This window comes from Streptomyces sp. NPDC050164 (genome assembly GCF_044459945.1).
GTDB classification, from domain to species: domain Bacteria; phylum Actinomycetota; class Actinomycetes; order Streptomycetales; family Streptomycetaceae; genus Streptomyces; species Streptomyces coeruleorubidus_A.
On record NZ_JBITJK010000013.1, the window covers coordinates 32,245 to 58,673 of the forward strand.

At 70.7% G+C, this 26,429-nt stretch carries 27 protein-coding genes, 1 pseudogene and 1 riboswitch; of the genes and pseudogenes, 17 read left to right on the forward strand and 11 right to left on the reverse strand.

Annotated elements, in window-relative coordinates:
* Positions 1 to 19: 19 nt before the first annotated feature.
* Positions 20 to 577, reverse strand: a complete 558-nt coding sequence (locus ACIBNA_RS19300; RefSeq protein WP_399166396.1) for a glycoside hydrolase family 25 protein — start codon at positions 575 to 577, stop codon at positions 20 to 22.
* Positions 578 to 693: 116 nt separating this feature from the next.
* Between ACIBNA_RS19300 and ACIBNA_RS19305 the strand changes: the two genes are divergently transcribed.
* On the forward strand, positions 694 to 1,911 hold the full coding sequence (locus ACIBNA_RS19305) for an acetyl-CoA carboxylase biotin carboxylase subunit family protein (protein ID WP_399166397.1): 1,218 nt from the start codon (positions 694 to 696) through the stop codon (positions 1,909 to 1,911).
* 111 nt (positions 1,912 to 2,022) lie between these two features.
* Here ACIBNA_RS19305 and ACIBNA_RS19310 read toward each other — a convergent pair whose 3' ends face one another.
* From ACIBNA_RS19310 to gcvT, 4 genes are all read right to left on the reverse strand, one after another.
* Positions 2,023 to 3,390 carry an L-serine ammonia-lyase gene (locus ACIBNA_RS19310; protein ID WP_399166398.1) on the reverse strand — a complete coding sequence of 456 codons (1,368 nt, stop codon included), beginning with the start codon at positions 3,388 to 3,390 and terminating at the stop codon, positions 2,023 to 2,025.
* A gap of 83 nt (positions 3,391 to 3,473) precedes the next feature.
* Positions 3,474 to 4,736, reverse strand: coding sequence for a serine hydroxymethyltransferase (gene glyA, locus ACIBNA_RS19315; RefSeq protein WP_399166399.1), 1,263 nt, complete (start codon positions 4,734 to 4,736; stop codon positions 3,474 to 3,476).
* A gap of 14 nt (positions 4,737 to 4,750) precedes the next feature.
* Positions 4,751 to 5,128, reverse strand: a complete 378-nt coding sequence (gene gcvH, locus ACIBNA_RS19320; RefSeq protein ID WP_010041753.1) for a glycine cleavage system protein GcvH — start codon at positions 5,126 to 5,128, stop codon at positions 4,751 to 4,753.
* A 103-nt stretch (positions 5,129 to 5,231) separates the two neighbouring features.
* On the reverse strand, positions 5,232 to 6,353 hold the full coding sequence (gene gcvT / locus ACIBNA_RS19325) for a glycine cleavage system aminomethyltransferase GcvT (RefSeq protein ID WP_399166400.1): 1,122 nt from the start codon (positions 6,351 to 6,353) through the stop codon (positions 5,232 to 5,234).
* A 160-nt stretch (positions 6,354 to 6,513) separates the two neighbouring features.
* Positions 6,514 to 6,613, reverse strand: a riboswitch (glycine riboswitch).
* A gap of 183 nt (positions 6,614 to 6,796) precedes the next feature.
* Between gcvT and ACIBNA_RS19330 the strand changes: the two genes are divergently transcribed.
* The 9 genes from ACIBNA_RS19330 to ACIBNA_RS19370 all read left to right on the forward strand — a co-directional run bounded on the left by ACIBNA_RS19330 (position 6,797) and on the right by ACIBNA_RS19370 (position 16,486).
* On the forward strand, positions 6,797 to 7,465 hold the full coding sequence (locus tag ACIBNA_RS19330; protein WP_399166401.1) for an AAA family ATPase: 669 nt from the start codon (positions 6,797 to 6,799) through the stop codon (positions 7,463 to 7,465).
* A gap of 67 nt (positions 7,466 to 7,532) precedes the next feature.
* Positions 7,533 to 8,327 (forward strand): enhanced serine sensitivity protein SseB, encoded by a 795-nt coding sequence (locus tag ACIBNA_RS19335; RefSeq protein ID WP_399166402.1) that lies wholly within the window; start codon positions 7,533 to 7,535, stop codon positions 8,325 to 8,327.
* Positions 8,328 to 8,504: 177 nt separating this feature from the next.
* Entirely contained in the window at positions 8,505 to 9,311 is an 807-nt protein-coding gene (locus tag ACIBNA_RS19340; protein WP_399166403.1) for an enhanced serine sensitivity protein SseB C-terminal domain-containing protein, read from the forward strand.
* Between the two features lie 342 nt (positions 9,312 to 9,653).
* Complete coding sequence (locus ACIBNA_RS19345; protein WP_274819823.1) at positions 9,654 to 10,652, forward strand: ABC transporter permease; 999 nt, start codon at positions 9,654 to 9,656, stop codon at positions 10,650 to 10,652.
* Between the two features lie 8 nt (positions 10,653 to 10,660).
* Entirely contained in the window at positions 10,661 to 12,427 is a 1,767-nt protein-coding gene (locus ACIBNA_RS19350) for an ABC transporter substrate-binding protein (protein WP_399166404.1), read from the forward strand.
* Between the two features lie 90 nt (positions 12,428 to 12,517).
* Positions 12,518 to 13,528, forward strand: coding sequence for an ABC transporter permease (locus tag ACIBNA_RS19355; protein ID WP_399166405.1), 1,011 nt, complete (start codon positions 12,518 to 12,520; stop codon positions 13,526 to 13,528).
* Complete coding sequence (locus ACIBNA_RS19360; RefSeq protein WP_399166406.1) at positions 13,525 to 14,607, forward strand: ABC transporter ATP-binding protein; 1,083 nt, start codon at positions 13,525 to 13,527, stop codon at positions 14,605 to 14,607. Before ACIBNA_RS19355 ends, ACIBNA_RS19360 begins: the two co-directional genes overlap by 4 nt.
* Positions 14,608 to 14,621: 14 nt before the next feature.
* Positions 14,622 to 15,746, forward strand: a complete 1,125-nt coding sequence (locus ACIBNA_RS19365) for an ABC transporter ATP-binding protein (protein WP_399166407.1) — start codon at positions 14,622 to 14,624, stop codon at positions 15,744 to 15,746.
* A gap of 65 nt (positions 15,747 to 15,811) precedes the next feature.
* Positions 15,812 to 16,486 (forward strand): trimeric intracellular cation channel family protein, encoded by a 675-nt coding sequence (locus tag ACIBNA_RS19370; RefSeq protein WP_399166408.1) that lies wholly within the window; start codon positions 15,812 to 15,814, stop codon positions 16,484 to 16,486.
* Here ACIBNA_RS19370 and ACIBNA_RS19375 read toward each other — a convergent pair.
* Entirely contained in the window at positions 16,377 to 17,612 is a 1,236-nt protein-coding gene (locus tag ACIBNA_RS19375) for an alpha/beta hydrolase (RefSeq protein WP_399166409.1), read from the reverse strand. The two genes, ACIBNA_RS19370 and ACIBNA_RS19375, sit on opposite strands and share 110 nt — an antisense overlap.
* Positions 17,613 to 17,747: 135 nt before the next feature.
* On the opposite strand from ACIBNA_RS19375, the gene ACIBNA_RS19380 reads away from it, so the two are divergent.
* Positions 17,748 to 18,608: a thioesterase family protein gene (locus ACIBNA_RS19380; RefSeq protein WP_399166410.1), complete on the forward strand. Its 861-nt coding sequence runs from the start codon at positions 17,748 to 17,750 to the stop codon at positions 18,606 to 18,608.
* Here the strand turns inward: ACIBNA_RS19380 and ACIBNA_RS19385 are convergent.
* Both ACIBNA_RS19385 and ACIBNA_RS19390 read right to left on the reverse strand, forming a co-directional pair.
* Positions 18,595 to 18,744, reverse strand: a complete 150-nt coding sequence (locus ACIBNA_RS19385; protein WP_399166411.1) for a hypothetical protein — start codon at positions 18,742 to 18,744, stop codon at positions 18,595 to 18,597. The genes ACIBNA_RS19380 and ACIBNA_RS19385 overlap by 14 nt on opposite strands.
* A gap of 359 nt (positions 18,745 to 19,103) precedes the next feature.
* Positions 19,104 to 19,742, reverse strand: coding sequence for a TetR family transcriptional regulator (locus ACIBNA_RS19390; RefSeq protein WP_399166412.1), 639 nt, complete (start codon positions 19,740 to 19,742; stop codon positions 19,104 to 19,106).
* 116 nt (positions 19,743 to 19,858) lie between these two features.
* On the opposite strand from ACIBNA_RS19390, the gene ACIBNA_RS19395 reads away from it, so the two are divergent.
* The 3 genes from ACIBNA_RS19395 to ACIBNA_RS19405 all read left to right on the forward strand — a co-directional run bounded on the left by ACIBNA_RS19395 (position 19,859) and on the right by ACIBNA_RS19405 (position 21,671).
* Entirely contained in the window at positions 19,859 to 20,026 is a 168-nt protein-coding gene (locus ACIBNA_RS19395) for a hypothetical protein (protein ID WP_399166413.1), read from the forward strand.
* Between the two features lie 58 nt (positions 20,027 to 20,084).
* On the forward strand, positions 20,085 to 20,351 hold the full coding sequence (locus tag ACIBNA_RS19400; protein WP_399166414.1) for a DUF4190 domain-containing protein: 267 nt from the start codon (positions 20,085 to 20,087) through the stop codon (positions 20,349 to 20,351).
* Positions 20,352 to 20,501: 150 nt separating this feature from the next.
* Entirely contained in the window at positions 20,502 to 21,671 is a 1,170-nt protein-coding gene (locus ACIBNA_RS19405) for a cysteine desulfurase family protein (protein ID WP_399166415.1), read from the forward strand.
* Between the two features lie 211 nt (positions 21,672 to 21,882).
* On the opposite strand, the gene ACIBNA_RS19410 is transcribed toward ACIBNA_RS19405, so the two are convergent.
* Positions 21,883 to 22,548, reverse strand: coding sequence for an N-acetylmuramoyl-L-alanine amidase (locus ACIBNA_RS19410; RefSeq protein WP_399166416.1), 666 nt, complete (start codon positions 22,546 to 22,548; stop codon positions 21,883 to 21,885).
* Positions 22,549 to 22,607: 59 nt separating this feature from the next.
* On the opposite strand from ACIBNA_RS19410, the gene mnmA reads away from it, so the two are divergent.
* Positions 22,608 to 23,738 carry a tRNA 2-thiouridine(34) synthase MnmA gene (mnmA, locus tag ACIBNA_RS19415; RefSeq protein WP_399166417.1) on the forward strand — a complete coding sequence of 377 codons (1,131 nt, stop codon included), beginning with the start codon at positions 22,608 to 22,610 and terminating at the stop codon, positions 23,736 to 23,738.
* A 488-nt stretch (positions 23,739 to 24,226) separates the two neighbouring features.
* On the opposite strand, the gene ACIBNA_RS19420 is transcribed toward mnmA, so the two are convergent.
* Both ACIBNA_RS19420 and ACIBNA_RS19425 read right to left on the reverse strand, forming a co-directional pair.
* Entirely contained in the window at positions 24,227 to 25,009 is a 783-nt protein-coding gene (locus tag ACIBNA_RS19420) for an alpha/beta fold hydrolase (RefSeq protein ID WP_399166418.1), read from the reverse strand.
* Between the two features lie 61 nt (positions 25,010 to 25,070).
* Positions 25,071 to 25,394, reverse strand: a complete 324-nt coding sequence (locus tag ACIBNA_RS19425; RefSeq protein ID WP_399166419.1) for a DUF427 domain-containing protein — start codon at positions 25,392 to 25,394, stop codon at positions 25,071 to 25,073.
* Positions 25,395 to 25,425: 31 nt separating this feature from the next.
* On the opposite strand from ACIBNA_RS19425, the pseudogene ACIBNA_RS19430 reads away from it, so the two are divergent.
* Together ACIBNA_RS19430 and ACIBNA_RS19435 are read left to right on the forward strand one after the other, a co-directional pair.
* Positions 25,426 to 25,877 (forward strand): annotated as a pseudogene (locus ACIBNA_RS19430) (hypothetical protein).
* Complete coding sequence (locus ACIBNA_RS19435) at positions 25,874 to 26,413, forward strand: TIGR00730 family Rossman fold protein (RefSeq protein ID WP_338783296.1); 540 nt, start codon at positions 25,874 to 25,876, stop codon at positions 26,411 to 26,413. Before ACIBNA_RS19430 ends, ACIBNA_RS19435 begins: the two are co-directional and overlap by 4 nt.
* Positions 26,414 to 26,429 lie beyond the last annotated feature (16 nt).

Here is a 26,429-nt window from a genome sequence, read left to right on the forward strand (position 1 = left end):
GCAAAGTCCCCTGCGAAGGTCACGCGTCCGCCGCCCACTTCCGCAGCGCCGCCTTGCTCTCGAAGTCGGCCACGTTCTTGTCCAGCGGGTCGTCGGTGTACTGGTGGAAGCGCCACCTGGCCTTGATGCGGGGCTTTCCCGCGCTGACGTAGTCGGCTATCCACAGGGCGTCGCCCGCGTAGGACGTCGTGTCGTGGTTCAGCCAGAAGTTCCTGTTGCAGTAGAGCACCACCTGGTTGTTCGGCCGGAGGTCCTTCAGCTTCCGGATGAACAGGTCCTTCTCCGCGTTGCTCGCGTGCGTCCCGTTGCTGGTCGTCTCCCAGTCGACGGCGAGGATGTCGCCCGGCCGGTCCGGGGCCTTGCCGACGAAGTACTCGGCCTGGGCGGTGAGATTGCCGGGCCACAGGAAGTGGTAGAAGCCGACGACCAGCCCGGCGTCGCGGGCTCGCTTCGTCTGGGCGGCGAGTCTGGGGTTGACGTAGGAACGCCCCTCGGTCGCCTTGACGAAGACGAAGGAGAGGCCGTCGGTGTTGTAGGAGGAGGACTGGTAGGCGCTCACGTCTATGCCGCGCAGCATGGGGGCTCCCTGAAGTGCTGGTGGGGGAGGGGGAGTTGGTGCCCACCACCATGGCACGGGCTGCTGTGGACTGACGTGTAATTGTCAACTTGCGAACGAGAACGGTGTCCGGCCGGATGACGACAGCACACACCCCCGCGGCGACCCCGACGGCAGCGGACGGCGGCGGCGAGGCCGGGAGCGGCACGGTGCTCTACCTCGGCCTGCGGCGCTCCCCCCTGGAATGGCGCGCCGAACTCGACGCCGCCGCCGCGCGGGGACTGAGCGTCCACGTCGCCTCCGACGCCGACGTCTCCCACACCGGGCTGCCCGACCACCGGCTCGGCTCCTTCGACCGCGGCTCCTCGCTCGCGGAGCAGGCCGCTCAGGCCGCCCCGGACCAGGCCCTCGTCGCGGTCGCCTGCTGGGGCGACAAGTACGTCGGCCTCACCGCGCTGCTCGCCGAGCGGTTCGGCGTGCGCGGCATCGGTACCGACGCCGCGGCCGTCACCACGGACAAGGCGGCCCAGCGCAGGGACATGGAGCCGTACGGGCTCAACCCACCCTGGCGCGCGGGCCGGACACGCGACGAGCTGCGCGCCGCCGTCTCGGAGCTCGGCACCGCGGGCCGGCCCCTGGTGTTCAAGCCCGCCCACTGCTCCGGCGGCCGCGGCATGGCGCTGATCACCCAGGACACCGGCCTGGACGAGGTGTTCGCGCTCACGGCCGCCAACTACTCCAAGACCAGCGACTTCCTCGTCGAGGAGTACGTCGACGGCTCCGAGCACTCGGTCTCCGGTGTCGTCTCCGACGGCACGGTGCGGATCCTCGGCGTCACCGACAAGAGCGTCGAGGGGCCGTTGTCCCCGTCGTGGGCCACGGCTGTCCCCTCCGCCCTGGCGCAGGCGCAGGTGAAGGATCTGATGCGGGCCGCCGAGCAGGCCGTGCTCGCCGTCGGCCTCGGGACCGGGGGATTCCATGTCGACCTGCGGCTCGGCTCCGCGGGCCCCGTCGTCCTGGAGGTCGGCGGACGGCTCGGCGGCGACCTGATCAACTCCCACCTCATCCCGTACGCGCACCAGGGTGCCGTCCGTCCCTACGAGGCGCTGCTCGCCCTGCTCACCGACGGAGAGCTGCCCGGCGAGACCCCCGAGCCGAGTCGCGGCGCGGCCATGGTGCTGTTGCCCGAGGACGGGCGCCCGGCGGGCGAGGTGGCCGTGGCCGCGCTCACCCGCCCCCGGGTCGTCCTCGCCGAGGACTGGCCCGGCACGGACACCGTCGTGGCGATCGTCGTCACCGAGGACCCGGCCGATCTGCCCGCGGCCGTGGCGGACGTCCGCGAGTCGGCCCGGTGACCGCCGGCCCCCGCAACTGTGCCCGGCCTTCGAGGAACTGACGCCGCCTCACCGGCTCGGTGGCGACAGCTCCTTCCGCCACGACCGCCGCGACAGCCGCCGCCCGGGCCCTCAGCACTCGATGATGTTGACGGCCAGCCCGCCCCGCGCGGTCTCCTTGTACTTCACCGACATGTCCGCGCCGGTGTCCTTCATGGTCTTGATGACCTTGTCCAGGGACACCTTGTGGGAGCCGTCGCCGCGCATCGCCATGCGCGCGGCCGTGACGGCCTTCACCGCGGCCATGCCGTTGCGCTCGATGCACGGGATCTGGACCAGGCCGCCGACCGGGTCGCAGGTCAGGCCGAGGTTGTGCTCCATGCCGATCTCCGCGGCGTTCTCGACCTGCTCCGGCGAGCCGCCGAGCACCTCGGCCAGCGCGCCCGCCGCCATCGAGCAGGCGGAGCCGACCTCGCCCTGGCAGCCGACCTCGGCGCCGGAGATGGACGCGTTCTCCTTGAACAGCATGCCGATCGCGCCCGCGGCGAGCAGGAAGCGGACCACGCCCTCCTCGTCGGCGCCGGGCACGAAATTGACGTAGTAGTGCAGGACCGCCGGGATGATGCCGGCCGCGCCGTTCGTCGGGGCGGTCACGACCCGGCCGCCGGCCGCGTTCTCCTCGTTGACCGCCATCGCGTAGAGCGTGATCCACTCCATGGCGAGGGCCTTCGAGTCGCCCTCGGAGCGCAGCTTGCGGGCGGTGTTCGCGGCCCGGCGGCGCACCTTCAGACCGCCCGGCAGGATGCCCTCGCGGGACATGCCGCGCGCCACGCACGCCTCCATCACCCGCCAGATCTCCAGCAGACCGGCGCGGATCTCCTCCTCGGTGCGCCAGGCCCGCTCGTTCTCCAGCATCAGCGCGGAGATGGACAGGCCCGTCTCCCCGGCCACGCGCAGCAGCTCGTCGCCCGTGCGGAAGGGGTACTTCAGCACCGTGTCGTCGAGCTTGATGCGGTCCGCGCCGACCGCGTCCTCATCGACGACGAAGCCGCCGCCGACCGAGTAGTACGTCTTCGTCAGCAACTCCGCGCCCGAGGCGTCGTACGCCCACAGGGTCATGCCGTTCGCGTGGTACGGCAGGGCCTTGCGGCGGTGCAGGACCATGTCGTCGTCGTAGGAGAACGCGATCTCGTGCTCGCCCAGCAGCCTCAGCCGGCCGTCGGCCTTGATCGTCTCCACGCGTTCGTCGGCCGTCTCCACGTCCACCGTGCGCGGCGAGTCGCCCTCCAGTCCGAGCAGCACCGCCTTGGGCGTGCCGTGGCCGTGGCCGGTGGCGCCGAGCGAGCCGTAGAGCTCCGCGCGGACCTTCGCGGTCGGGGTGAGCAGTTCCTCGTTGTGCAGCCGCCGGGCGAACATCCGGGCCGCGCGCATCGGGCCGACCGTGTGGGAGCTGGACGGGCCGATGCCGATCGAGAACAGGTCGAAGACCGAGATGGCCACGGGAACTCCTGACTACGGGGGTGGTGCGAAGGGGGTGGGCGCCGCGCCGCTTGTGGCCGCGCGGCGCCCGAAAGGTTTCTTCGTTACGTGTTCGGACCCGGGTACAGCGGGTGCTTGTCGGCCAGGGCCTTCACCCGGGCCTTGAGGGCCCGCGCGTCGTAGGACGGCTTCAGCGCCTCGGCGATGACGTCCGCGACCTCCGCGAAGTCCTCGGCCGTAAAGCCCCGCGTCGCCAGGGCCGGCGTGCCGATCCGCAGACCGGACGTCACCATCGGCGGACGCGGGTCGTTCGGGATCGCGTTGCGGTTGACCGTGATGCCCACCTCGTGGAGGCGGTCCTCGGCCTGCCGGCCGTCCAGCTCCGAGTGGCGCAGGTCGACCAGGACCAGGTGCACGTCCGTGCCGCCGGACAGGACGTCCACGCCCACCGCCCGGACGTCGTCCTTCACCAGACGCTCGGCCAGGATGCGGGCACCCTCCAGCGTACGGCGCTGGCGCTCCTCGAAGTCCTCCGAGGCCGCGACCTTGAAGGCGACCGCCTTGGCCGCGATCACGTGCTCCAGCGGACCGCCCTGCTGACCGGGGAAGACAGCGGAGTTGATCTTCTTGGCGAGTTCGGCCGTGGACAGGATCACACCGCCGCGCGGGCCGCCCAGCGTCTTGTGGGTCGTCGTGGTCACCACGTGCGCGTGCGGGACCGGGTTCGGGTGCAGCCCGGCCGCGACGAGCCCGGCGAAGTGGGCCATGTCGACCATCAGGTACGCGCCGACCTCGTCCGCGATCCGGCGGAACTCCGCGAAGTCCAGCTGCCGCGGGTAGGCCGACCAGCCCGCGACGATCAGCTTGGGCCTGGACTCCTTGGCCAGCCGCTCGACCTCGGCCATGTCGACCCGGCCGTCGTCGCCGACGTGGTAGGCGACGACGTCGTAGAGCTTGCCGGAGAAGTTGATCTTCATGCCGTGGGTCAGGTGCCCGCCGTGCGCGAGGTTCAGACCCATGATGGTGTCGCCAGGCTTGAGCAGCGCGAACATCGCGGCGGCGTTGGCCTGGGCGCCCGAGTGCGGCTGGACGTTGGCGTGCTCGGCGCCGAACAGCTCCTTGACCCGGTCGATCGCGATCTGCTCGACCACGTCGACGTGCTCGCAGCCGCCGTAGTAGCGGCGGCCCGGGTAGCCCTCGGCGTACTTGTTGGTGAGGACCGAGCCCTGCGCCTCCATGACCGCGACCGGAGCGAAGTTCTCCGAGGCGATCATCTCCAGCGTGGACTGCTGCCGGTGCAGCTCGGCGTCGACCGCGGCGGCCACGGCCGGGTCGAGCTCGTGCAGGGGTGTGTTCAGGACGGACATACGGCTACGACTCCTCAGCCCGCGGAGAACGCGGTGTACTCGTCGGCGGAGAGCAGGTCGCCCGGCTCGTCCGTGACCCGCACCTTGAACAGCCAGCCGCCCTCGAAGGGGGCCGAGTTCACCAGCGACGGGTCGTTCACGACGTCCTCGTTGACCTCGGTGACCTCACCGGAGACGGGGGAGTAGAGGTCGGACACCGACTTGGTCGACTCCAGCTCGCCGCAGGTCTCGCCCGCGGACACCGAGTCACCGACCTCGGGGAGCTGGACGAACACGACATCGCCGAGCGCGTTGGCCGCGTGCTCCGTGATACCGACCGTCGAGACGCCGTCCTCGGCGGCCGACAGCCACTCGTGCTCCTTGCTGTAACGCAGCTGCTGGGGGTTGCTCATGGCCTGGATTCTCCTGTACGCGCGGGAGTGCTGTGGAAGGGGGGACTGCTGGTGAGCTGGGAGGACGGACAGCGGGGTCGCTGCCGCGGCCCTTGGTCAGTGTCTACTTCTGGCGCTTGTAGAACGGCAGCGCCACGACCTCGTACGGCTCGTGACTGCCCCGGATGTCCACGCCCACGCCGGTCGTGCCGGGCGCGGCGTGCGCGGCGTCGACGTAGGCCATCGCGATCGGCCTGCCGAGGGTGGGGGAGGGGGCGCCGGAGGTGACCTCGCCGATCACCTCGCCGCCGGCCACGACCGCGTACCCGGCGCGCGGCACCCGGCGGCCCTCGGCGACCAGGCCGACCAGCACGCGGGGCGGGTTCTGCTCGGCGCGGGCGGCGGCCTCCCGCAGGGCCTCGCGCCCCACGAAGTCGCCCTCCTTCTCGAACTTCACCACCCGGCCGAGCCCGGCGTCGAAGGGCGTGAGGGACGTGCTCAGCTCGTGCCCGTACAGCGGCATGCCCGCCTCCAGGCGCAGCGTGTCGCGGCAGGACAGCCCGCACGGGACCAGTCCGGCGCCCTCGCCCGCCTTGGTCAGGGCCTGCCACAGCTCGACCGCGTGCTCCGGCTTCACGAACAGCTCGAAGCCGTCCTCGCCGGTGTAGCCGGTCCGGGCGATCAGGGCCGGGACGCCCGCGACCGTGCCGGGCAGACCGGCGTAGTACTTCAGGCCGTCGAGGTCGGCGTCGGTGAGGGACTTCAGGATCCCCGGGGACTGAGGCCCCTGCACGGCGATCAGCGCGTAGGCGTCCCGGTCGTCGCGCACCTCGGCGTCGAAGCCCGCGGAACGTTCCGCCAGGGCGTCCAGCACGACCTGGGCGTTGGAGGCGTTGGCGACGACCATGTACTCGGTCTCGGCCAGCCGGTAGACGATCAGGTCGTCGAGGATGCCGCCGTCGGCCCGGCAGATCATGGTGTAGCGGGCGCGGCCGGGCTTGACGCCGCCGATGTTGCCCACCAGGGCGTAGTCGAGGAGGGCGGCGGCCTGCGGACCGGTGACGGTGATCTCCCCCATGTGGGAGAGGTCGAAGAGCCCGGCCTTCGTGCGCACGGCGTTGTGCTCGTCGCGCTCGGAGCCGTAGCGCAGGGGCATGTCCCAGCCGGCGAAGTCGGTCATCGTCGCGCCGAGCGAGCGATGCAGGGCATCGAGCGCGGTGTGGCGGAGTTCTCCTGTACTGCTCATCGGTCGCGTCTCCCAGGGGCATGACGGGCGAGGTCGTTCCTCCCCATCTGTCATCGGAACCTGAGAGGTTCGCCATGACCACGGGGGACACGGCTTGCACCTTGGGTGGAGCCACGCCCGTCGCCTCGACGACAGGAGATGGCCCGCTTTTCAGATGTGCCTCGCCCGCGCGGTAACGGGGCCTGAGAGATTCAAGGGAGGGACTTGCTCCTTCGGCGCCCCAGCGTCAGCGGTGCTGGGAACTCTCCCGCGCGGATTCAAACGGCCGGTATGCAGTTGGCGCGCACATCATTGCACGCATCGTCGCGGGGTGGCAGGGGCACCACCCTGTAGCAGGCCTGTTGCAGGAAGAGGACTAAAAAGAGAGACATCGGGCATTACCTTCTCTTTACACTCGGCGGGGATGGGTCTTCCGTACCTGGCCCCAGGGGAGGACGATCACGGTGAACAGGACCACCGCGTACGCCACGACAACGGGCGTCGCGCTGCCCGAGCAGCCGGCCGGTCCGGCACGCGCGGGCTGCGGCCCGCTGCCGGTGCCGGTCGTCCGCGATCTGCGCGAGCGCGCCGGCCGCAGCCCGCACGCGCTGCTGTTCGGCCCTCGCGACCTCGTCGTGGTCACGGGCCTGCCCGGCAGCGGCAAGTCCACGCTGATGCGGCGCACCGTGCCCGGCCGGCGCATCGACTCCCAGGACACCCGCGACCGCTGGGACGGCCGCATGCCGCGCTTCCTGCCGTACGCGGTCTACCGCCCGCTCGTCCGCCTCGCCCACTACGCCGGGCTGCGCCGCGCCCTGCGCACCGGCGAGGGCGTCGTCGTGCACGACTGCGGCACCCAGGCCTGGGTCCGCCGCTGGCTGGCGCGCGAGGCCCACCGCCGGGGCGGCACCCTGCATCTGCTCATGCTCGACGTCACCCCCGAGGAGGCCCTGGCCGGCCAGCGCGACCGCGGCCGCGGTGTCTCGCGGTACGCGTTCCTGCGCCACCGCGCGGCGACCACCCGCCTGCTGCGCGCCGCGGAGCGGGGCGAACTGCCCGCGGGCTGCGGCTCGTCGATCCTCGTCGACCGGGACGCGGCGGACACCCTTCGCCGGATCGGGTTCACGGGCTGACCGCAGGCGGCCGGCGAGACGCTAGCCTTTTGAGCCACAGCAGTGGTTCCAGGCAGGCGGTAGGCAGATGGACTTCCCGGCGGACTTCTCCGCGGACTTCCCGGCGCACACGCAGACCCATCCGCACGGCGGATGGCCAGGCAACGAACTGGAGGAGGTGCTCTCGGCCTCCCTTGGCGCCGGGCCGTCGGCCGGCGGGCGGATCGTCGAGGTGCTCGGCCGGAGTTTCGTCTGGGTCCCCCTGCCGAGCGGCGGCGGGCCCCGCAGTGGCCCCCTGGACCTGCCCGGCATCGAGATCGAGGGCCAGGCCTACGTGCCGGTGTTCAGCTCCGAGGAGCAGTTCCGCCAGGTCGTCGGCTCCCACATGTCGTACACCATCGCGCCCGCGGTGGAGTTCGCCCGCGGCCTGCCCCCGCATGCCGGGATAGCCATCAACCCGGGCGGCGTGGTCGGCATCCCACTCCCGCCGCCCGCCGTTGCCGAGCTCTGCCGGGCCGGCCGGACCCCCCTGGACGGCCCCGCGAGCGGCGGCCGGGTCCGCCTCTTCGAGCCCGACTGGCAGGAGGACCCGGTGGACTTCCTCGCCGCCGCCTCCGCCGAGTTCGAGGCGATCGGCGTCGTCGTCACCGCCCGCCGCTGCCTCGCCGCGATCGAGACCGCCGACCCGGTGATGTTCGTGGGCGTCGAACTCTCCCAGTGGGAAGGCGACCTGCGGGCCCTCCCCCTGGAGGCCCTCACCCGCGCCGTCACCAAGTCCCCGGCCCCGTGGCCGGTCAACCTGGTCCTCCTGGACGTGGCGGAGGATCCGGTGGGCGAGTGGATGCGGGAGCGAGTGCGCCCGTTCTTCCAGAGGGTTCACTAGCAAACGCCCCTAGGGGCGAGGCGCCTCAGGGGCGCGGGTCTGTAACATCATGCGGCTCCGCCGCGTGGGCGCGATCAACCACGAACAACCCGCGGCCGCAAGACGGCACCAAGCCCCGAGCTCCGGGCGGGCTTAAGCTAGGTCACGGTCGAGGCGTTGTACGAAGGGGCGGTAAAGGTGAGCGCGAGCGGCACGGCCGCGGCCGGACAGGTCGAGCACATGCTGCGCCAGGTCACGCCCGGGCGTTACGACGCCTACGAGGCACTCCTGCGCGCGCTCGCGACCCCGCACTCCGGCCAGATCTGGATGCTCCTCTGGCACGGCCAGGCGGGCTCCCCCGACGCCCAGTACGGGAACATGGAGGTCGACGGCTACGGCTACGCGCCCTGCGTGACCTCCGCCCAGGAGCTCTCGGCCAGCGGCTGGAACCGCAGTTACGAGGTGGTCGACGGAGTCGACGTGGCCCGCGCCCTCTACCCCGACCACTACGGCCTCTGGCTCAACCCGCACGCCCCCGGCGGCGGTGTCGGCATCCCCTGGCTCGACCTGCGCCGGATCGCCACAGGCCTGGACCGCCAGCCCGCCGGCCCGCTGCGGCTGTCCGAACCGGCCATCGAGATCCCGCAGTTCTACGCCCTGCTCGCGCAGAACGCCCACCGCACCCCGGCCGTCCGCTCGCTGCGCCGGGCCTGGGTGCAGCCCGCGCTCGGGGCGCCGTACCTCGCCATCGGACTGGATGTGTACGACACTTCGCCGCCGGCCGTGGATTCCGTGCGCGCGATGATGCAGCAGTCCCTCGGTGCCGTACCGGACGGGCTGCCCGTCTCGACCGTCGCCATGTCCGACGAACACGACCCGGTCGCCATGTGGCTGCGCGCGAGCGCCCGTCCCTTCTACGACCGCGAGGCCCACGCCACCGCCCCTGTCCAGGCCCAGGCACCGGCCTCGGACTACGGCTTCCCCCCGGCTCAGGGCAGGTACTGACCCACTCCGCGGCCGGCCCGCGGGTCCCTGTTTCCCCACCCTCAAATGCGACTAGCTCTCAGCTCTTCGCGCGTAGATAAGGGGGAAAATCAGGGGTATGCCCTAAAATGCCCCTATTGCAGCGCGTCCGACCCCCGTTACCTGTTGTCCGGATAACGGATCCCCGCAGACAGCATCACGTTTACGCATCCTTTCACCGTCAAGTCTGGCAACAGATCGCCAAAGCGTTGAAGACTCCCCGCAAGACACGGGCCGGGTCGGTCTCGTGTACGAGACAAACAAACCGCTACAGCGGCAGCCAGGGGCTCGGCGATCGCCGGCCCGAGAGGGGTCAATCGCACCGTGACCGCACCGATCGAGACCACCGGGGCGGAAGCCGGAGCACAGCCCGAGGCCGTGCTCTCCGGGGTCAAGAAGAGCCAGATCGAAGGGCGTTCGCTCACCCAGATCGCCTGGATGCGCTTCAAGCGGGACAAGGTGGCGATGGCGGGAGGCGTCATCGTCATCCTGCTCGTACTGATGGCGGTGTTCTCCAAGCCGATCCAGTGGATCTTCAACCTCGATCCCAACAAGTTCAACCAGGACCTCATCGACCCCGCGCTGCTCGCCCCCAAGGGCGGCTGGGGAGGCATGAGTTGGGACCACCCGCTCGGGGTGGACCCGCAGTACGGCCGGGACATGCTCGCCCGCATCATCGACGGCTCCTGGGTCTCCCTCCTGGTCGCGGGCGGCGCCACGCTGCTGTCCGTGTGCATCGGCACGGTGCTCGGCGTCATCGCCGGCTACTACGGCGGCTGGATCGACAGCGTCATCAGCAGGCTGATGGACACCTTCCTGGCGTTCCCGCTGCTGCTGTTCGCCATCTCGATCTCGGCCTCGGTGCAGGACGGTTTCTTCGGCCTCGACGGGCTGTCGCTGCGCATCTGCGTGCTGATCTTCGTGATCGGGTTCTTCAGCTGGCCGTACATCGGCCGCATCGTGCGCGCCCAGACGATGACCCTGCGCAAGCGGGAGTTCATCGAGGCCGCCACGAGCCTCGGGGCGCGCGGCCCGTACGTCCTGTTCCGGGAGCTGCTCCCGAACCTCGTCGCGCCGATCCTCGTCTACTCGACGCTGATCATCCCGACGAACATCCTGTTCGAGGCCGCGCTGAGCTTCCTCGGTGTCGGTATCGCTCCGCCGCAGGCCTCCTGGGGCGGCATGCTCAGCAACGCTGTGGATCTCTACACGGCTGATCCGCAGTACATGTTCGTGCCCGGACTGGCGATCTTCATCACCGTCCTGGCCTTCAACCTGCTGGGTGACGGGCTGCGTGACGCCCTCGACCCTCGCAGCAAGTGATCCATCGAATGAGGGGGCTTCCTCAGGTGAAGACGAGAAGGGTGACCGCCGGCGTTGCGTCGGTCCTGGCGCTGTCGCTGGGTGCTGCCGCGTGCGGCGGCGGAGGTGACGACAACGACGGGGGAGGCAACGGCAAGAAGGACGCCGCGCTGAACTCGATCGTCAACGCGTCGAGCAAGAAGGGCGGTACGGTCTCGTACGAGCACTCGGACGTGCCGGACTCCCTCGACCCGGGCAACACGTACTACGGCTGGGTGCAGAACTTCTCCCGCCTCTACGGCAGAACGCTCACCACGTTCAAACCGGCGGCGGGCAAGGAAGGCCTGGAGGTCGTGCCGGACCTCGCCGAGGGCCTCGGCAAGTCCAGCCCGGACGCCAAGACCTGGACGTACAAGCTGCGTGCGGGTGTGAAGTTCCAGGACGGCACCCCGGTGACGTCCAAGGACGTGAAGTACGCCGTCGAGCGCTCCAACTTCGCGCCCGAGGCGCTGTCCAACGGCCCGACGTATTTCAAGGCGTACCTCGAGGGCGGCGACAAGTACAAGGGCCCGTACAAGGACAAGTCCGCCGAGGGCATCAAGTCCATCGAGACGCCGGACGACCGGACGATCGTCTTCAAGCTGAAGCAGCCGTTCGCCGACTTCGACTACCTGGCGACGTTCTCGCAGACGGCGCCGGTGCCGAAGGCGAAGGACAACGGTGCGAAGTACGTGCAGAACATCGTGTCCTCCGGCCCGTACCAGTTCCAGTCCTACGAGGAGGGCCGCGGCGCCACCCTCGTGCGCAACCCGCAGTGGGACGCCAAGACGGACCCGATCCGTAAGGCCCTGCCGGACAAGGTCACGATCAAGTTCAAGGTCAACCCGGTCACGGTCGACAACAACCTGCTCTCCGACAAGATCACGGTTGACGCGGCGGGCACGGGTGTGCAGCCGCAGACCCAGCCGAAGGTGCTGCGGGGCAAGTACGTCAACCAGACGGACAGCTCGTACGCCGGTGCGACGCAGTACATCGCGCTGAACCTGAAGGTGGCACCGTTCGACAACATCCACTGCCGCAAGGCTGTGCAGTGGGGCCTCGACAAGCAGTCGGTGCTCGACGCCATGGGCGGCTCGCCGAAGGGTGACGTGGCGACCACGCTGCTGCCGCCGTCGGTCAACGGCTACGCCAAGTTCGACACCTACGCGACCGAGGGTCACAAGGGTGACGTGGCCAAGGCCAAGGCGGAGCTGAAGGCGTGCGGCAAGCCGAACGGCTTCAGCACGATCATGACTGCCCGCTCCGACCGCCCCGCCGAGGTGGCGCAGGCGACGGCCGTCCAGGCGTCGCTGAAGAAGATCGGCATCAACATCGAGATCAAGCAGTTCCCGGCCGGTAAGTACTTCTCCAACTTCGCCGGTGTCCCGAGCTACGTTCACAAGAACAAGCTCGGCATGCTGTCGATGGCGTGGGGCGCGGACTGGCCGACCGGCTACGGCTTCCTCGACCAGGTCGTCAACGGTGCCGCCATCAAGCCCTCGGGCGGCAACAACCTGATGGAACTGGACGACCCGAAGATCAACAAGGCCCTGACGGACGCGATCGCCAACACCGACGACGCGGCCCGCACCAAGGCCTGGGGCGAGGTCGACAAGATGGTGCTCGACAATGCCTCGGTCGTCCCGGTCATCTACCGGAAGAACCTGCTGCTCCGGCCGACGTCCGCGACGAACGTCACGGTCACGCAGGCCTACCTCGGCATGTACGACTACCTGCTGATGGGCTCCTCGAAGTAACCAGCAGGCCGGATCCTTTCGAAAGGCAGGTGAAGGCACCGGGTGGCCGCGGCGGACGATCCCGCCGCGGCCACCCGGGGCCGTACAGCTGTGGCTGCGTACATCCTCCGACGCGTCATGGGCGCGGTGCTGTTGCTGCTGGTGGTCAGCGCAGTCACCTTCGCCATCTTCTTCCTGGTGCCCCGCCTCGGGGGCCAGACGGCCGACCAGTTGGCCACCCAGTACGTCGGCAAGGACGCGAACCCCGAGTCCGTCGCCGCCATCAAGCAGAACCTGGGTCTGGACCAGCCGGTCTACGTCCAGTTCTGGGAGTTCATCAAGGGCCTCGTGGTGGGCGCCGACTACAAGTTCGGCCCCGACGCGACGCACTGCGGCGCACCCTGCTTCGGGTACTCCTTCAAGAGCCACATCGAGGTGTGGCCCCAGTTGGAGCAGCGGATCCCGGTCTCCTTCTCGCTGGCCGTCGGTGCGGCGGTGATCTGGCTGATCTCCGGTGTGACCACCGGCGTGATCTCGGCACTGCGCAAGGGCAAGCCGATCGACCGCATCTCGATGTTCATCGCGCTCGCCGGCGTCTCGCTCCCGATCTTCTTCACCGGCCAGATCCTGCTCGCGCTCTTCGTCTACGAGATTCCCGTCTGGGAGAGCATCGACTACGTCCCGTTCACCGAGAACCCGGCCGAATGGGCATGGCACATGGTGCTTCCCTGGGTCAGCCTCGCCTTCCTCTTCTCCGCGCTCTACGCCAGGCTCACCCGGGCGGGCATGCTGGAGACGATGAGCGAGGACTACATCAGAACGGCCAGGGCCAAGGGTCTGAAGGAGACCACGGTCGTGACCAAGCACGGCCTGCGTTCCGCGCTCACTCCGATCGTCACCATCTTCGGCATGGACTTCGGCACCCTCGTCGGCACCGCGGTGCTCACCGAGACCGTGTTCTCGCTCCAGGGCATCGGCGCATACTCGGTCCAGGCCATCAAGGACAACGACCTGCCCATCGTGATGGGCGTGACCCTGGTCGCCGCGTTCTTCATCGTCTTCTGCAATCTCGTCGTCGACCTGGTGTACGCCGCCATCGACCCCCGGGTGAGGTACTCGTGAGCAAGCTCGACAAAGCCGCGCTCGGCGAGCCGGACACCACCGCCCCGTCCGTGGCGGACGACGTGTTCCTCTCCGTCCGCGACCTGCGCATCCACTTCGACACCGACGACGGTCTGGTCAAGTCCGTGGACGGCGTCAGCTTCGACGTGCGCAAGGGCAAGACCCTGGGCATCGTGGGCGAGTCCGGTTCCGGCAAGTCCGTCACCTCGCTCGGTGTGATGGGCCTGCACCGCTCGGCGCGCGCCAAGGTCTCCGGCCAGGTGTGGCTGGACGGCCAGGAGCTGATCGCGGCCGACCCCGACGACGTACGGCGGCTGCGCGGCCGGAAGATGGCCATGATCTTCCAGGACCCGCTGTCGGCGATGCACCCCTACTACTCGGTCGGGCAGCAGATCGTCGAGGCGTACCGGGTCCACAACGACGTCAGCAAGAAGGTCGCCAAGCAGCGGGCGATCGAGATGCTGGACCGCGTCGGCATCCCCGAGCCCGCCAAGCGCGTGGACGGCTACCCGCACGAGTTCTCCGGCGGTATGCGCCAGCGCGCCATGATCGCCATGGCGCTGGTGAACAACCCCGAACTGCTCATCGCCGACGAGCCGACCACCGCCCTGGACGTCACCGTGCAGGCGCAGATCCTCGATCTGATCCACGATCTGCAGAAGGAGTTCGGCTCCGCGGTCATCATGATCACCCACGACCTGGGCGTGGTCGCCGAGATGGCCGACGACCTGCTGGTCATGTACGGCGGCCGGTGCGTGGAGCGCGGTCCCGCCGAGGACGTGTTCTCCGAGCCCCGGCACCCTTACACCTGGGGCCTGCTCGGCTCGATGCCGCGCCTGGACCGCGAGGAGACCGACCGGCTCATCCCGATCAAGGGCGCCCCGCCCTCCCTCATCAACCTCCCGTCCGGCTGCGCCTTCCACCCGCGCTGCCCGTACGCGGACATCCCGAAGGACAACGTCACCCGCACGGTCCGCCCCGAGCTGACCGAGGTCGGCGGCTCGCACTGGGCCGCCTGCCACATGACGCAGGAGCAGCGGGAGCGTATCTGGACCGAAGAGATTGCGCCGAAGCTGTGAGCGACGAAAAAGCGGTGAGCAAACCGGACACGAGCGGGAGCACCCTCACCCAGGACACCGCCGCCGACGGCGAGGTCCTGCTGAAGGTGACCGGCCTGGAGAAGCACTTCCCGATCCGCAAGGGCCTGCTCCAGCGGCAGACCGGCGCGGTGCGCGCCGTCGACGGCATCGACTTCGAGGTCCGCAAGGGCGAGACGCTCGGCGTCGTCGGTGAGTCGGGCTGCGGCAAGTCCACCATGGGACGGCTGATCACGCGGCTGCTCGAACCGACCGGCGGTACGGTCGAGTTCGAGGGCAAGGACATCACGCACCTGAAGACCGGCCAGCTGCGCCCCATGCGCCGCGACGTGCAGATGATCTTCCAGGACCCGTACTCCTCGCTGAACCCCCGGCACACCATCGGCACGATCGTCGGCGCCCCCTTCCGGCTCCAGGGCGTCGAGCCCGAGGGCGGGGTGAAGAAGGAGGTCCAGCGGCTGCTGTCGGTGGTCGGCCTCAACCCCGAGCACTACAACCGCTATCCGCACGAGTTCTCCGGCGGCCAGCGCCAGCGCATCGGCATCGCCCGGGCGCTCGCCCTCAACCCCAAGCTGGTGGTGGCGGACGAGCCGGTCTCCGCGCTGGACGTGTCGATCCAGGCGCAGGTGGTGAACCTGCTGGACGACCTCCAGGAGGAGCTCGGCCTGACGTACGTGATCATCGCGCACGACCTGTCGGTCGTCCGGCACGTCTCGGACCGGATCGCCGTGATGTACCTCGGCAAGATCGTCGAGCTGGCCGACCGCGACAAGCTGTACAAGTCGCCGATGCACCCGTACTCCAAGGCGCTGCTGTCGGCCGTGCCGATACCGGATCCCAAGCGCCGGGGCGGCAAGAGCGAGCGCATCCTGCTCAAGGGCGACGTGCCCTCGCCGATCGCCCCGCCGAGCGGCTGCCGCTTCCACACCCGGTGCTGGAAGGCGACGGAGATCTGCAAGACCACGGAGCCGCCGCTGGTGGAGCTGCGGGCCGGGCAGCGCGTCGCCTGCCACCACCCGGAGAACTTCGAGGACCAGCAGCCGCAGGACACCAAGCTGCTGTCCTCGGCGAAGGAGGCGTCGGTGGAGAAGGCCGCTGCCGGGGAGTCCGCGCAGAAGTAAGCACACGGGAGGACCCCCGCCTTGTTTTGCAAGGCGGGGGTTTGCCATGGGGTGAGAATGTTCGGGTGCTCCCACATCTGTTCAGCCCCTCCGTCCAGCACATGCTCGACCTGATCGGCATCTTCGTCTTCGCGATCTCCGGCGCCCTGCTGGCCGTGCGCAAGAACTTCGACGTGTTCGGCATCGCCGTGCTCGCCGAGGTCACCGCGCTGGGCGGCGGGCTCTTCCGTGACCTGGTCATCGGGGCCGTACCGCCCGCCGCCTTCACGGACCTGGGGTACTTCCTCACCCCGCTGCTCGCCACCCTGCTCGTCTTCTTCCTGCACCCGCAGGTGGAGCGCATCCAGGTCGCCGTGAACGTCTTCGACGCGGCCGGCCTCGGCCTGTTCTGCGTCGCCGGCACGATCAAGGCGTACGAGTACGGGCTCGGCCTGACCGCCTCCGCCGGCCTGGGACTGACCACCGCGGTGGGCGGCGGTGTGCTGCGGGACGTGCTCGCCAACGAGGTGCCCTCGCTGCTGCGCTGGGACCGCGACCTGTACGCGGTCCCAGCGATCGTCGGCGCCGCCCTGGCCGCCCTGTGCATCCGCTACGACGCCCTGAACCCGCTCACCAGCGCCCTCGCGGTGATCACCGCCTTCGTGCTGCGCCTGCTCGCGATGCGGTTCCACTGGCGAGCTCCGCGGGCGTGGCACCGGCGGTCGACGGTGAGCGAGGAGGAGCAGCCCGTCCTGCCGTGACGTGGTCGCGGCCCATCACCTCCGTCAGCCAGCGGAACGCCGGGACCACCTGCGGCCGCCACAGCGCCATGGTGTGACCGCCCGCGCTCCTCGGGACGTACACCACGTGCACGGTCGTCGGTGCCTTCGCGGTCTGTTCCAGGGCGATGGCCGCCTCGTAGCCGTCGTGCGGCTGGCCGGAGAGATAGAGCGAGATACGTGGCGGGACGGACGCCTTGCGCAGCAGTGCGTAGGGGTTGTTCTCGGCCCGCAGGGCGGGGGTCTGCGCGGCGAGCGAGTCGCGTTCGCCGATCGGGTCGTTGTAGCCGGACAGGCTGACGGCGGCCCGGTAGCGGTCGGGGTGGGCGACGGCCAGCTTGGCCGCGCAGTGCGCCCCGGCCGAGTAGCCGGCCACCGCCCAGCCCCGCGGGGCGGACTCGGCGCGGAAGTTGTCCATGACCATCATCGGCACGTCGACGCTCAGCCAGGTGTCGGCGTTGACCGTGCCCGGGATGTTGGCGCAGCCGGTGTCCACCCCGGCCAGCAGATTGGTGCGCGGCGCGACCAGGATGAAGGGGGCGACCTGCCCGTCCCGCATCAGCGGCTCCAACTGCTCGTGCGCGTGCAGCGAGCCGAACCAGGCCTTCGCCGAGCCGGGATAGCCGGGCAGCAGCTCCACGACCGGGAACTTGTGGTGCCGGTAGGCCGGTTCGTCGTACTGCGGCGGGAGCCAGACGTAGACCTCGGCGTTCACGCCCGAGACCCGGCCCTTGAGCTGGGTGACGCGCACGCCGCCGGCCGCGCGCATGCCGGGGCCGGTGGCCGGCCGGAAGGTCTGGCGCACCTTGGGCAGCCGCTTCAGCGCGATGCCCCCGGTGCCGTCGGCGCCCAAGTCGGCCGCCTGCTGCACGTGGTCGCCGGTGCCGAGCAGGTCGGCCCAGTTGTCGTACAGGCTGTTGGCGTTGTTGACCAGCGTGAAGACCAGCGCCACGGCAGTCCCCTGGGCGAACAGCAGCATCAGCGCGCGCGTCGCGGTGCGCAGGGCGCGGGGGCCGCGGACGCGCGACCACAGGGCGAGCGGCAGCGCCAGCGCGACGATCGACAGCGCGATCAGCGTGTAGAGGAACGCAGTCCCGGTGAGGCTCATGTCTCTTCAGAGGGGCGGATGGCCCTTCGGGTTTACGGACGAGTGCGGACACTTACCGAGAAATTGCCGAGGCCTCACCCAAGCCGGAACCGACCAAAGCTACCGCTTAGTAGTTAGTTCTTGTACTGTTCAGCCATGCCAGAAGCAGCCTCCGCACCGGCCGTCCGTGCCACGATCGGCGACAGCGAGTTCGACCGCGACACCGCGCTCACCCGGCGCGCGCCCGGCGTCTACGACATCGACCTCTCCGCGGGCTGGACGATCATCAGCGCCGTCAACGGCGGCTATCTGCTGGCCGTCCTGGGCCGCGCGCTCGCGGACACCCTGCCGCACGCCGACCCCTTCACCATCTCGGCGCACTACCTGACCGCGTCGCGGCCCGGCCCGGCGGTCGTCCGCACGGACGTCGTCCGCACCGGCCGGACCCTGTCGACGGGCCAGGCCTCCCTCTTCCAGTACGACGACGAGGGCCGCGAGGTGGAACGCATCCGCGTCCTCGCCTCCTACGGCGACCTGGACACCCTGCCCGACGACGTCCGTACGACGGCCGGGCCGCCCGTGATCCCGCCGCTGGAGCACTGCTTCGGCCCGGAGGACGGGCCCGCGCCCGTCCCCGGCAGCTCGGCCATCGCCGACCGGCTGATGCTCAAGCTGGACCCCTCGACCCTGGGCTGGGCCCTCGGCAAGCCCTCCGGCAAGGGCGAGATGCGGGCCTGGTTCGGGCTCGCGGACGGCCGTGACCACGACCCGCTCTCCCTGCTGCTGGCGGTGGACGCCCTGCCGCCCACCGCCTTCGAGCTCGGACTGAAGGGCTGGGTGCCCACCGTCGAGCTGACCGTGCACGTCCGCTGCCGCCCGGCGCCGGGCCCGCTGCGCGTGTCGATCACCACCCGCAACCTCGCCGGCGGCTTCCTGGAGGAGGACGCCGAGGTGTGGGACAGCGCCGACCGGCTGGTGGCGCAGTCCCGCCAGCTCGCCCGGGTCAGGCTCGGCTGAGCGGCTCGCGCCTGTTCTCGTCCCGCTGATCGTCCGGCAGCATGCGCTGGGTGACGGTCAGCGGGAACTCGGCGAGTTCTGGGTCGAGTTCACGCGGGTGGCCCAGGGCCTCGGAGAGATCCCAGGTATGGGTCACGGTCTCCAGGGCGTAGGCCGACAGGGCGGCCCGGCCGGGTGTCTCGCGGCCTCGTCGTACGCGGCCGTTCAGCCGTCGTCGAGCGGGCTTCGGCGAACGGCGAACGGCGAACGGCGGTACGGCGCTCGCGCGGGTTCCGCCACCGAGCTATACCGGCGCTCCGGCGAAGACCCGGGGCGAAGTGCCTGGTCGGCGGGGTCCTTGAGGTGCGCTTTTGCCCTGCTGGCAGGGCGGTCACGCGGCCCTGGACAGCGGGCGGGCCTGCCGGGCGCCTTCGGGGGCTCCGGCAGCAGGTCCAGCAGGCGTACGCGGGGCGGGCCCGGGCTCGCCCCCGCTGTCGTTCCTGCCCTTGCGGTCAGTCAGTCCAGCCAGTGATGGCGGCCCAGGCCGATCAGTCGCATCTGGCGGGTCGCCATCTGCGCGACGTGCCGGGTCCGCTCCTCGCGCTCCTGTTCCGGCCCTTCCAGCGCCTCCAGGAAGAGCGACGCGGTGATCAGCATCTGGTCGACGTAGAGGTGCGCGAGCATCAGCAGGTCGTCCTCGGTCCAGCCCGCGGACACCGGGTCCTTGGCCAGTTCGTCCTTGACCTCCTGGGCGAACCGGGCCAGTTGGTCCCGTATGGCCTCCCGTACCGGCTGGACTCCGCCATGTCGCTCACGGGCGATGAACCGGACATGTGCGGGGTACCCGTCGACATGACGGGCGATCAGCTCGATGGTGCGCGTGATGCGCTCCTCGCTGTCGCCCGTCGTGGACACCGTCGTCCGGATCATCGGGTGCAGGCTGCCCAGCGCCTCCTCGACCAGGGCCACGCCCAGATCCGCCGTGGAGCGGAAGTGGCGGTAGAAGGCCGTCGGGGCGACACCGACGGCGCGGGTGACCTCTCGCAGCCCCAGGCTGCTCAGACTCTGCTCCTCCAGCAGCCCGAGGGCCGCGTCCAGGAGTGCCTGCCGGGTCTTCTGCTTCTGGACCTGCCGGATGCCGAGGGTGTGACTCATACCATGCAGTTAACAACTGTTCTCTGGAATTGGAAAGTCATCGAGCGCGCTAGACTGGGAAGTCAGTGAACAAGTGTAACTACAACCGTTCACCGAAACCCTGGGGGTTGTTTCCCGTGCTGTTCATCGTCGCCGCACTCCTGCTGCTGGGTGCCGTCCTGGGCACCGTGGCCCACGCGCCGCTCACCTTCTCCGTCGCCGCGGGCGTCGTCATCGCCGTCTGGCTCGGCATCTTCACGCTCCGCGAGCGCCACGGCCGCCGGCGCCAACCACAGGCCCACTGACCATCGCGCGCGCCAAGCGAGCCCCCCACCACCGACCCGACACCGGGAGTCGATCACCATGCAGCTCACCGCACCGGCCACGCGCCGCACCGGTATCCGCGACACCGACGGCATGGCCGTCGCGTCCTTCGTCCTCGGCCTGCTCGGCCTGCTCGTGTTGAACGTCTTCCTCGGCCCCACCGCCATCGTGCTGGCGAGCATCGCCCTGTGGCGCGGTACCCAGCGCCGCGGCCGCGCGCTCCTGGGGCTGGGCCTCGGCGTCGCCGACCTGGTGGTCCTGGTGGCGTTCATGCAGGCCGACAGCACGATCTCGTGGAGCTTCTGAGCCGTCGTAGGACAGTCCGTCGCCGACAAGCCGCGGCCGGCCCCGGGGACGACGCGTCGCAGCCGCGCGGGAAAGCGGTTCACTTCGCTTCAGGTTCGGCCAACCTTGATCTGAGGACGGTCGAGGGGGAGCCGTAGAATCGGGCTCACCATGGCTTACCTCGACCACGCCGCGACCACCCCGATGCTCCCGGAGGCGGCAGAGGCGCTCACCGCCCTCCTGGGTGCCACCGGCAATGCCTCATCCCTCCACGCATCCGGCCGGCAGGCCCGCCGCGCCGTCGAGGAGGCCCGCGAGACCCTCGCCGAAGCCCTCGGCGCCCGCCCCAGCGAGGTCGTCTTCACCGCGGGCGGCACGGAGGCCGACAACCTCGCCGTCAAGGGCCTTTACTGGTCACGCCGTGACGCAGACCCGGCCCGCACCCGCGTCCTCGCCAGCCCCGTCGAGCACCACGCGGTCCTCGACGCCGTGCACTGGCTCGGCGAACACGAGGGCGCCACCATCGAGTACCTCCCGGTCGACGCCCACGGTCGCGTCCACCCGGACGCCCTGCGCGAGGCGATCGCCCGCAACCCCGACGACGTGGCCCTCGCCACCGTCATGTGGGCCAACAACGAGATCGGGACGATCCTGCCGATCCGCGAACTCGCCGACGCTGCCGCTGAGTTCGGTGTCCCCCTGCACTCCGACGCCGTCCAGGCCTTCGGCCAGATCCCCGTCGACTTCGCCGCATCCGGCCTCGCCGCGATGACGGTCTCGGGCCACAAGATCGGCGGCCCGTACGGCATCGGCGCCCTGATCCTCGGCCGTGCACACACCCCCGTACCCGTCCTGCACGGCGGCGGCCAGGAACGGCATGTCCGCTCCGGCACCCTCGACGTGCCCGCCATCGCCTCCTTCGCGGTCGCCGGACGGCTGGCCGCCGAGCAGCGCGAGTGGTTCGCCCGCGAGATCGGAGCCCTGCGCGACGCCCTCGTCACGGCGGTCCGTACGGCGGTGCCGGACGCGATCCTCGGCGGCGACCCGGACCCGGAGGGACGCCTCCCGGCCAACGCGCACTTCACCTTCCCCGGTTGCGAGGGCGACTCCCTGCTGCTCCTGCTCGACGCCCAGGGCATCGAGTGCTCCACCGGCTCCGCCTGCACCGCCGGCGTCGCGCAACCCAGCCACGTCCTCCTCGCCACCGGCACCGACCCGGACCTGGCCCGCGGCACCCTCCGCTTCTCCCTCGGCCACACCTCCACTCAGGCCGATGTCGAGGCCGTGGCGAAGGCCATCGGGCCGGCCGTTGAGCGGGCGCGGGCGGCGGGGCTGACGTAGGGACCGGCGTAGGGACTGCGAAGGGACCGGCGCGAACCCGGGGCGCGCGGCGCTCGGCGCGGACGGGGGCGCGCCCTGGCCGGCTACCTGTGCGCGTTCATGATCGTGTCCGCGGTCCTCTTCGCGCTGTCGTTCCCCCGGCTCTGGCGCGGAGCGCTCGGCCAGGGGCCGGCACCCGCCGTCGCGCTCGTCGCCGCCCTGTTCTGACCGGTCAGGCGGGCGCCGTACGCGCCTCGCGCACCAGCCGCATGTACGTGTCCCAGTCCCAGTGCGGCCCCGGGTCCGTGTGGTCCGTGCCCGGGACCTCCACGTGGCCGATGATGTGCTCGCGGTCGACGGGTATGCCGTAGCGCGCGCAGATCCGGGCCGTGAGGCGGGCCGATGCCTCGTACATCTCGTCCGTGAAGTCCTGCGGACGGTCCACGAAGCCCGCGTGCTCGATGCCGACACTGCGCTCGTTGTAGTCGCGGTTGCCCGCGTGGTACGCCACGTCGAGCTCGCGGATCATCTGGGCGATGTGCCCGTCCTTGCGGACGATGTAGTGGGACGCCGCTCCGTGCGACGGGTCCTGGAAGGCCCTCACCGCGCTGTCGAAGCCGCCCTGGGTGACATGGATGACGACCATGTCTATGCCGTAGTCGTCGGGCCGGTCCGCGCGGCGCCAGTTCGCGTCCGACGCGGCCACCCAGCGCGCGCCCGCGTAGTCGACCTCGCCCTGCTTGCGCGGCTTCTCGACGCCGGGCACGCGCCACCACAGACGCGCCAGCTCGTCCCGGGCCAGCAGGGCGGAGCCCGCCGCGGCCACCGTGCCACCGATCAGCAGCGCGCGACGGCCGACCTTCCGGTCGCCGTCCTTCGAAGCCTTCCGCTGTCCCATGTGATCGCCAACGGATACCCGGCGGCCTTGGTTCCCGCGCCCCGTACCCTGGAAGGGTTATGACTGACACCCCGCAGCGCACCCGTCCCCTCCGCGTCCTGGCCGCCATGTCCGGCGGAGTCGACTCCGCCGTCGCCGCCGCCCGCGCGGCCGAGGCGGGCCACGACGTGACCGGCGTCCACCTCGCGCTCTCCGCCAACCCCCAATCCTTCCGCACGGGCGCGCGGGGCTGTTGCACCATCGAGGACTCGCGCGACGCCCGCCGCGCCGCGGACGTCATCGGCATCCCCTTCTACGTGTGGGACCTCGCCGACCGCTTCCGAGAGGACGTCGTCGAGGACTTCGTCGCCGAGTACGAGGCCGGCCGCACCCCCAACCCCTGCCTTCGCTGCAACGAGAAGATCAAGTTCGCGGCGCTGCTGGACAAGGCGCTTGCGCTGGGCTTCGACGCGGTCTGCACCGGCCACTACGCCAAGGTGATCGTGCACGAGGACGGCACCCGCGAGCTGCACCGCGCCTCCGACATGGCCAAGGACCAGTCGTACGTCCTCGGCGTCCTGGACGACAGGCAGCTCGCCCACGCGATGTTCCCGCTCGGCGACACGGTCACCACCAAGGACGAGATCCGAGCCGAGGCCGAGCGCAGGGGCCTGGCGGTCGCCAAGAAGCCCGACTCGCACGACATCTGCTTCATCGCCGACGGCGACACCCAGGGCTTCCTGGCGGGCCGGCTCGGCAGGTCCGAGGGCGACATCGTCGACGAGTCCGGCAACCGGCTCGGCACGCACGAGGGCGCGTACGGCTTCACCATCGGCCAGCGCAAGGGCCTGCGCATCGGCACCCCGGCGCCCGACGGCAAGCCGCGCTACGTCCTCGACATCTCCCCGGTCACCAACACGGTCACGGTCGGCCCGGCCGACGCGCTGGACGTCAACGCCCTGACCGCGATCAAGCCGCGCTGGTGCGGCGTCGCCCCCACCGGCCCGGGCACCTACACGGCCCAGCTCCGCGCCCACGGCGGCGAGACCGAGGTCACGGCCGAGCTGGTCGACGGCCGGCTGGAAGTGTCGTTCGCGGAGCCGGTCCGCGGCGTCGCCCCCGGCCAGGCGATCGTCCTGTACGACGGCACACGCGTGGTGGGCTCGGCGACGATCGCGTCGACCAGGCGAGCGACGGCGGGCGTGGCCTGACGCTGTGGTGACAGGGGTCTGACGCTGGTGCCCCGGGGTCTGACGCGTCGGCAGCCGGGATCTGACGCGTCGGTACTCGGGGTCTGACGCGTCGGTACTCGGGGTCTGGCGCTGTGGTGCCCCGGGGTCTGGCGCTGTGGTGCTCAGGGTGCGCGGGGCCTGACGCATCGGCAACCGGGGTCTGACGCTGCGGTGCCCAGGGCCCGACGCTGCGGCCCCCGGGAGCCGACACATCGCCACCCGGGGCCCGACGCATCGCCACCCGGCGCTGCGGCAACCCGGGGCCTGGCACCCGGGCATCACTGGCCTTCCGCTGCGCGGAGTCGGCGCCTGACACCGCGCGTTCCCGATCTGATCCCGCGGACGTCCAGAGCCGCGCCCGCGGCGCCCCGGCGCGACCCCGACGGCACCCCGGGGCACCCGAGACAGGCTCCACGCCGCGCGTGCCCCGTCCCTCTCGGCCCTATTCCCTCTCAGCGCCGTCCCTCTCAGCCCCGCGTGAAGAACTCCATCAGCACCGGCGCCAGCACATTCGGCTCGACCATGTGCGTCTGCCCCTGGAGCGTGCGGTACGTCCCCTCGGGGACGGAGTCCGCGATCGCCCGGGCCGCCTCGCGGAGCCAGGCCGGGCTCGCGTCGCCCGCGACCGCCAGGACGGGGACGCCGATCGAGGCCAGCCGGGCGCGCGGGACCCGGCCGTCGCGCATGACGGCGTCGTCGTAGGCGAGGCTCGGGGCGATCGTCTCCATGCCGGCCCACATGGGGGACTGGCGGGCGCCCTGGATCACCCCCTCGGCCAGGCCGGTCAGCCGCAGGAACAGCTCGACCGCGTCCCCGCGCCGCCCCTCGCCGAGCGCCTCCGTCAGACGCGCGGTGTACTCCGCGCGCTCCCTGGCGCCCTCCTCGGACATCGCGAACGGCGTCTCGTAGACCGCGACGCGCCGCACCGGCAGGCCGCTCGCCGCCGCCTCCAGCGCCAGTGCCCCGCCCGACGAGGTGCCGTACAGGAACGCCTCGCCGCCCACCGCCTCGATCACCGCCGCAAGGTCCTCGACCTCACGCTCCACGGCGTACGGCGCCGTGTCCCCGCTGGCACCGCGGCCCCGGCGGTCGTAGACGACGGCCTGGAAACGCTCCGAGAGCGAGACGGCCAGCGGCGCCAGGGTGCCGCCCGTCGACATCGCGCCGCTCACCAGGACGACCGCGGGGCCCCGGCCGGTGCTCTCGTAGGCGATGCGGGTGCCGTCGCGCGAAAGGATCCTCTTGTCCATGTCAGTGCAGACTGCCGCACGGCACGGATTTCATCGATGAGGCGGGCCGCGCGTCAGCCGATCACATCACTTCCACTTCGTAGAAGCACAGGTGGTCCTTGATCCCCGCGACGTCCGGCTTGGGCTCCGGATACGCCCAGACGAGGTCCGCGGCGTCCGGCAGCGACCAGTAGGACGCGGTGCCCTTGAACGGGCAGTACGTGCGCGTGCCGGACGGTGTCAGCAGGTCCAGGCGTACGTCCTCGGCCGGGATGTAGTAGCGATCGGGACAGCCCGTCTCGCGCAGGACCAGCGGCCGGTCGCTCTCCGCCAGGACCTGCCCGGCGCGCACGACGCGCACGGGCCGGCCGCTCCGCTCGATGGTGATGCGATGCCCGGTGGTCACGATCGCCCTCCTTGGGTAGCCGACTCCCCGGATACAGCGCACGCTGAAGCGGAGTTCTTCCCTCCCCGAAGGAGGCCACCCATGCGCCCGGCGCGCGGTGCGGGACGCCTGGCTGCGGCCGCGGTACCGCGACCACATCGCGTACTACCGCGCCGTGATGGCCTCGGACGCGGCGCGCAGCGCTGAGGCCGCGGTGGGGCACAACCCCTCACGCGAGGCGTGGGCGCGGATCGGGCGCATGCAGTTCGACTACCGGGTGGGGCACGGCCTCCGGCCGCACCACCGCACGTTCGACCGCGCCGAGGGCGAGGAACACCAGGTGCTGCGCGAGGACTTCCACCACCGGAGGGCGACGCCGACCGAACTCGCCGCCGAGCACGGCCTGGACGCCCGGTTCATGGACGACTGGGAACAAGTCCCGCACCGGCAGTCCAAATGCGGGTCACCATGACGGCGGACCGGGCCCGTACGGTGGGCGCATGAACATCTGTGTCTTCCTGTCCGCCGCCGACCTCGACGAGCGCTACACCCGTCCCGCGCGGGAGTTCGCCAAGCTGCTGGGCAAGGGCGGCCACACCCTTGTGTGGGGCGGCTCCGACGTCGGCCTCATGAAGGTGGTCGCCGACGGGGTGCAGGAGGCGGGCGGCCGGCTCGTCGGCGTCTCCGTGCAGTTCCTGTCGGCCAAGGCCCGTCCCGGCGTCGACGAGATGGTCGTCGCCCGTGACCTCGCCGAGCGCAAGAAGCTGCTCCTGGAGAAGGCCGACGCCGTGGTGATCATGGTCGGCGGTACCGGCACGCTCGACGAGGCGACCGAGATCCTGGAACTGAAGAAGCACGGCCACACGGACAAGCCCGTGGTCCTGCTCAACACCGCGGGCTTCTACGACGGCCTGAAGGAGCAGTTCCGCCGCATGGAGGACGAGGGCTTCCTGCCCCGCCCGCTCACCGACCTGGTGTTCTTCGCGGAGGAGCCGGTGGGGGCGCTGGCGTATCTGGAGGAGAGCCGGGGCGTGGCGTGAACCCGGGCTGGTGCCC

What these genes read in the sequence shown, in the direction of transcription:
- gcvT (WP_399166400.1), bottom strand. Translation starts at nt 6,353, where the DNA reads ATGAGCAGTACAGGAGAACTCCGCCACACCGCGCTCGATGCCCTGCAT.
- ACIBNA_RS19335 (WP_399166402.1), top strand. Translation starts at nt 7,533, where the DNA reads ATGGACTTCCCGGCGGACTTCTCCGCGGACTTCCCGGCGCACACGCAG.
- ACIBNA_RS19420 (WP_399166418.1), bottom strand. Translation starts at nt 25,009, where the DNA reads ATGGACAAGAGGATCCTTTCGCGCGACGGCACCCGCATCGCCTACGAG.
- ACIBNA_RS19305 (WP_399166397.1), top strand. Translation starts at nt 694, where the DNA reads ATGACGACAGCACACACCCCCGCGGCGACCCCGACGGCAGCGGACGGC.
- ACIBNA_RS19405 (WP_399166415.1), top strand. Translation starts at nt 20,502, where the DNA reads ATGGCTTACCTCGACCACGCCGCGACCACCCCGATGCTCCCGGAGGCG.
- ACIBNA_RS19380 (WP_399166410.1), top strand. Translation starts at nt 17,748, where the DNA reads ATGCCAGAAGCAGCCTCCGCACCGGCCGTCCGTGCCACGATCGGCGAC.
- ACIBNA_RS19390 (WP_399166412.1), bottom strand. Translation starts at nt 19,742, where the DNA reads ATGAGTCACACCCTCGGCATCCGGCAGGTCCAGAAGCAGAAGACCCGG.
- ACIBNA_RS19350 (WP_399166404.1), top strand. Translation starts at nt 10,661, where the DNA reads ATGAGGGGGCTTCCTCAGGTGAAGACGAGAAGGGTGACCGCCGGCGTT.
- ACIBNA_RS19435 (WP_338783296.1), top strand. Translation starts at nt 25,874, where the DNA reads ATGAACATCTGTGTCTTCCTGTCCGCCGCCGACCTCGACGAGCGCTAC.
- ACIBNA_RS19375 (WP_399166409.1), bottom strand. Translation starts at nt 17,612, where the DNA reads ATGAGCCTCACCGGGACTGCGTTCCTCTACACGCTGATCGCGCTGTCG.
- gcvH (WP_010041753.1), bottom strand. Translation starts at nt 5,128, where the DNA reads ATGAGCAACCCCCAGCAGCTGCGTTACAGCAAGGAGCACGAGTGGCTG.
- ACIBNA_RS19400 (WP_399166414.1), top strand. Translation starts at nt 20,085, where the DNA reads ATGCAGCTCACCGCACCGGCCACGCGCCGCACCGGTATCCGCGACACC.
- mnmA (WP_399166417.1), top strand. Translation starts at nt 22,608, where the DNA reads ATGACTGACACCCCGCAGCGCACCCGTCCCCTCCGCGTCCTGGCCGCC.
- ACIBNA_RS19410 (WP_399166416.1), bottom strand. Translation starts at nt 22,548, where the DNA reads ATGGGACAGCGGAAGGCTTCGAAGGACGGCGACCGGAAGGTCGGCCGT.
- ACIBNA_RS19300 (WP_399166396.1), bottom strand. Translation starts at nt 577, where the DNA reads ATGCTGCGCGGCATAGACGTGAGCGCCTACCAGTCCTCCTCCTACAAC.
- glyA (WP_399166399.1), bottom strand. Translation starts at nt 4,736, where the DNA reads ATGTCCGTCCTGAACACACCCCTGCACGAGCTCGACCCGGCCGTGGCC.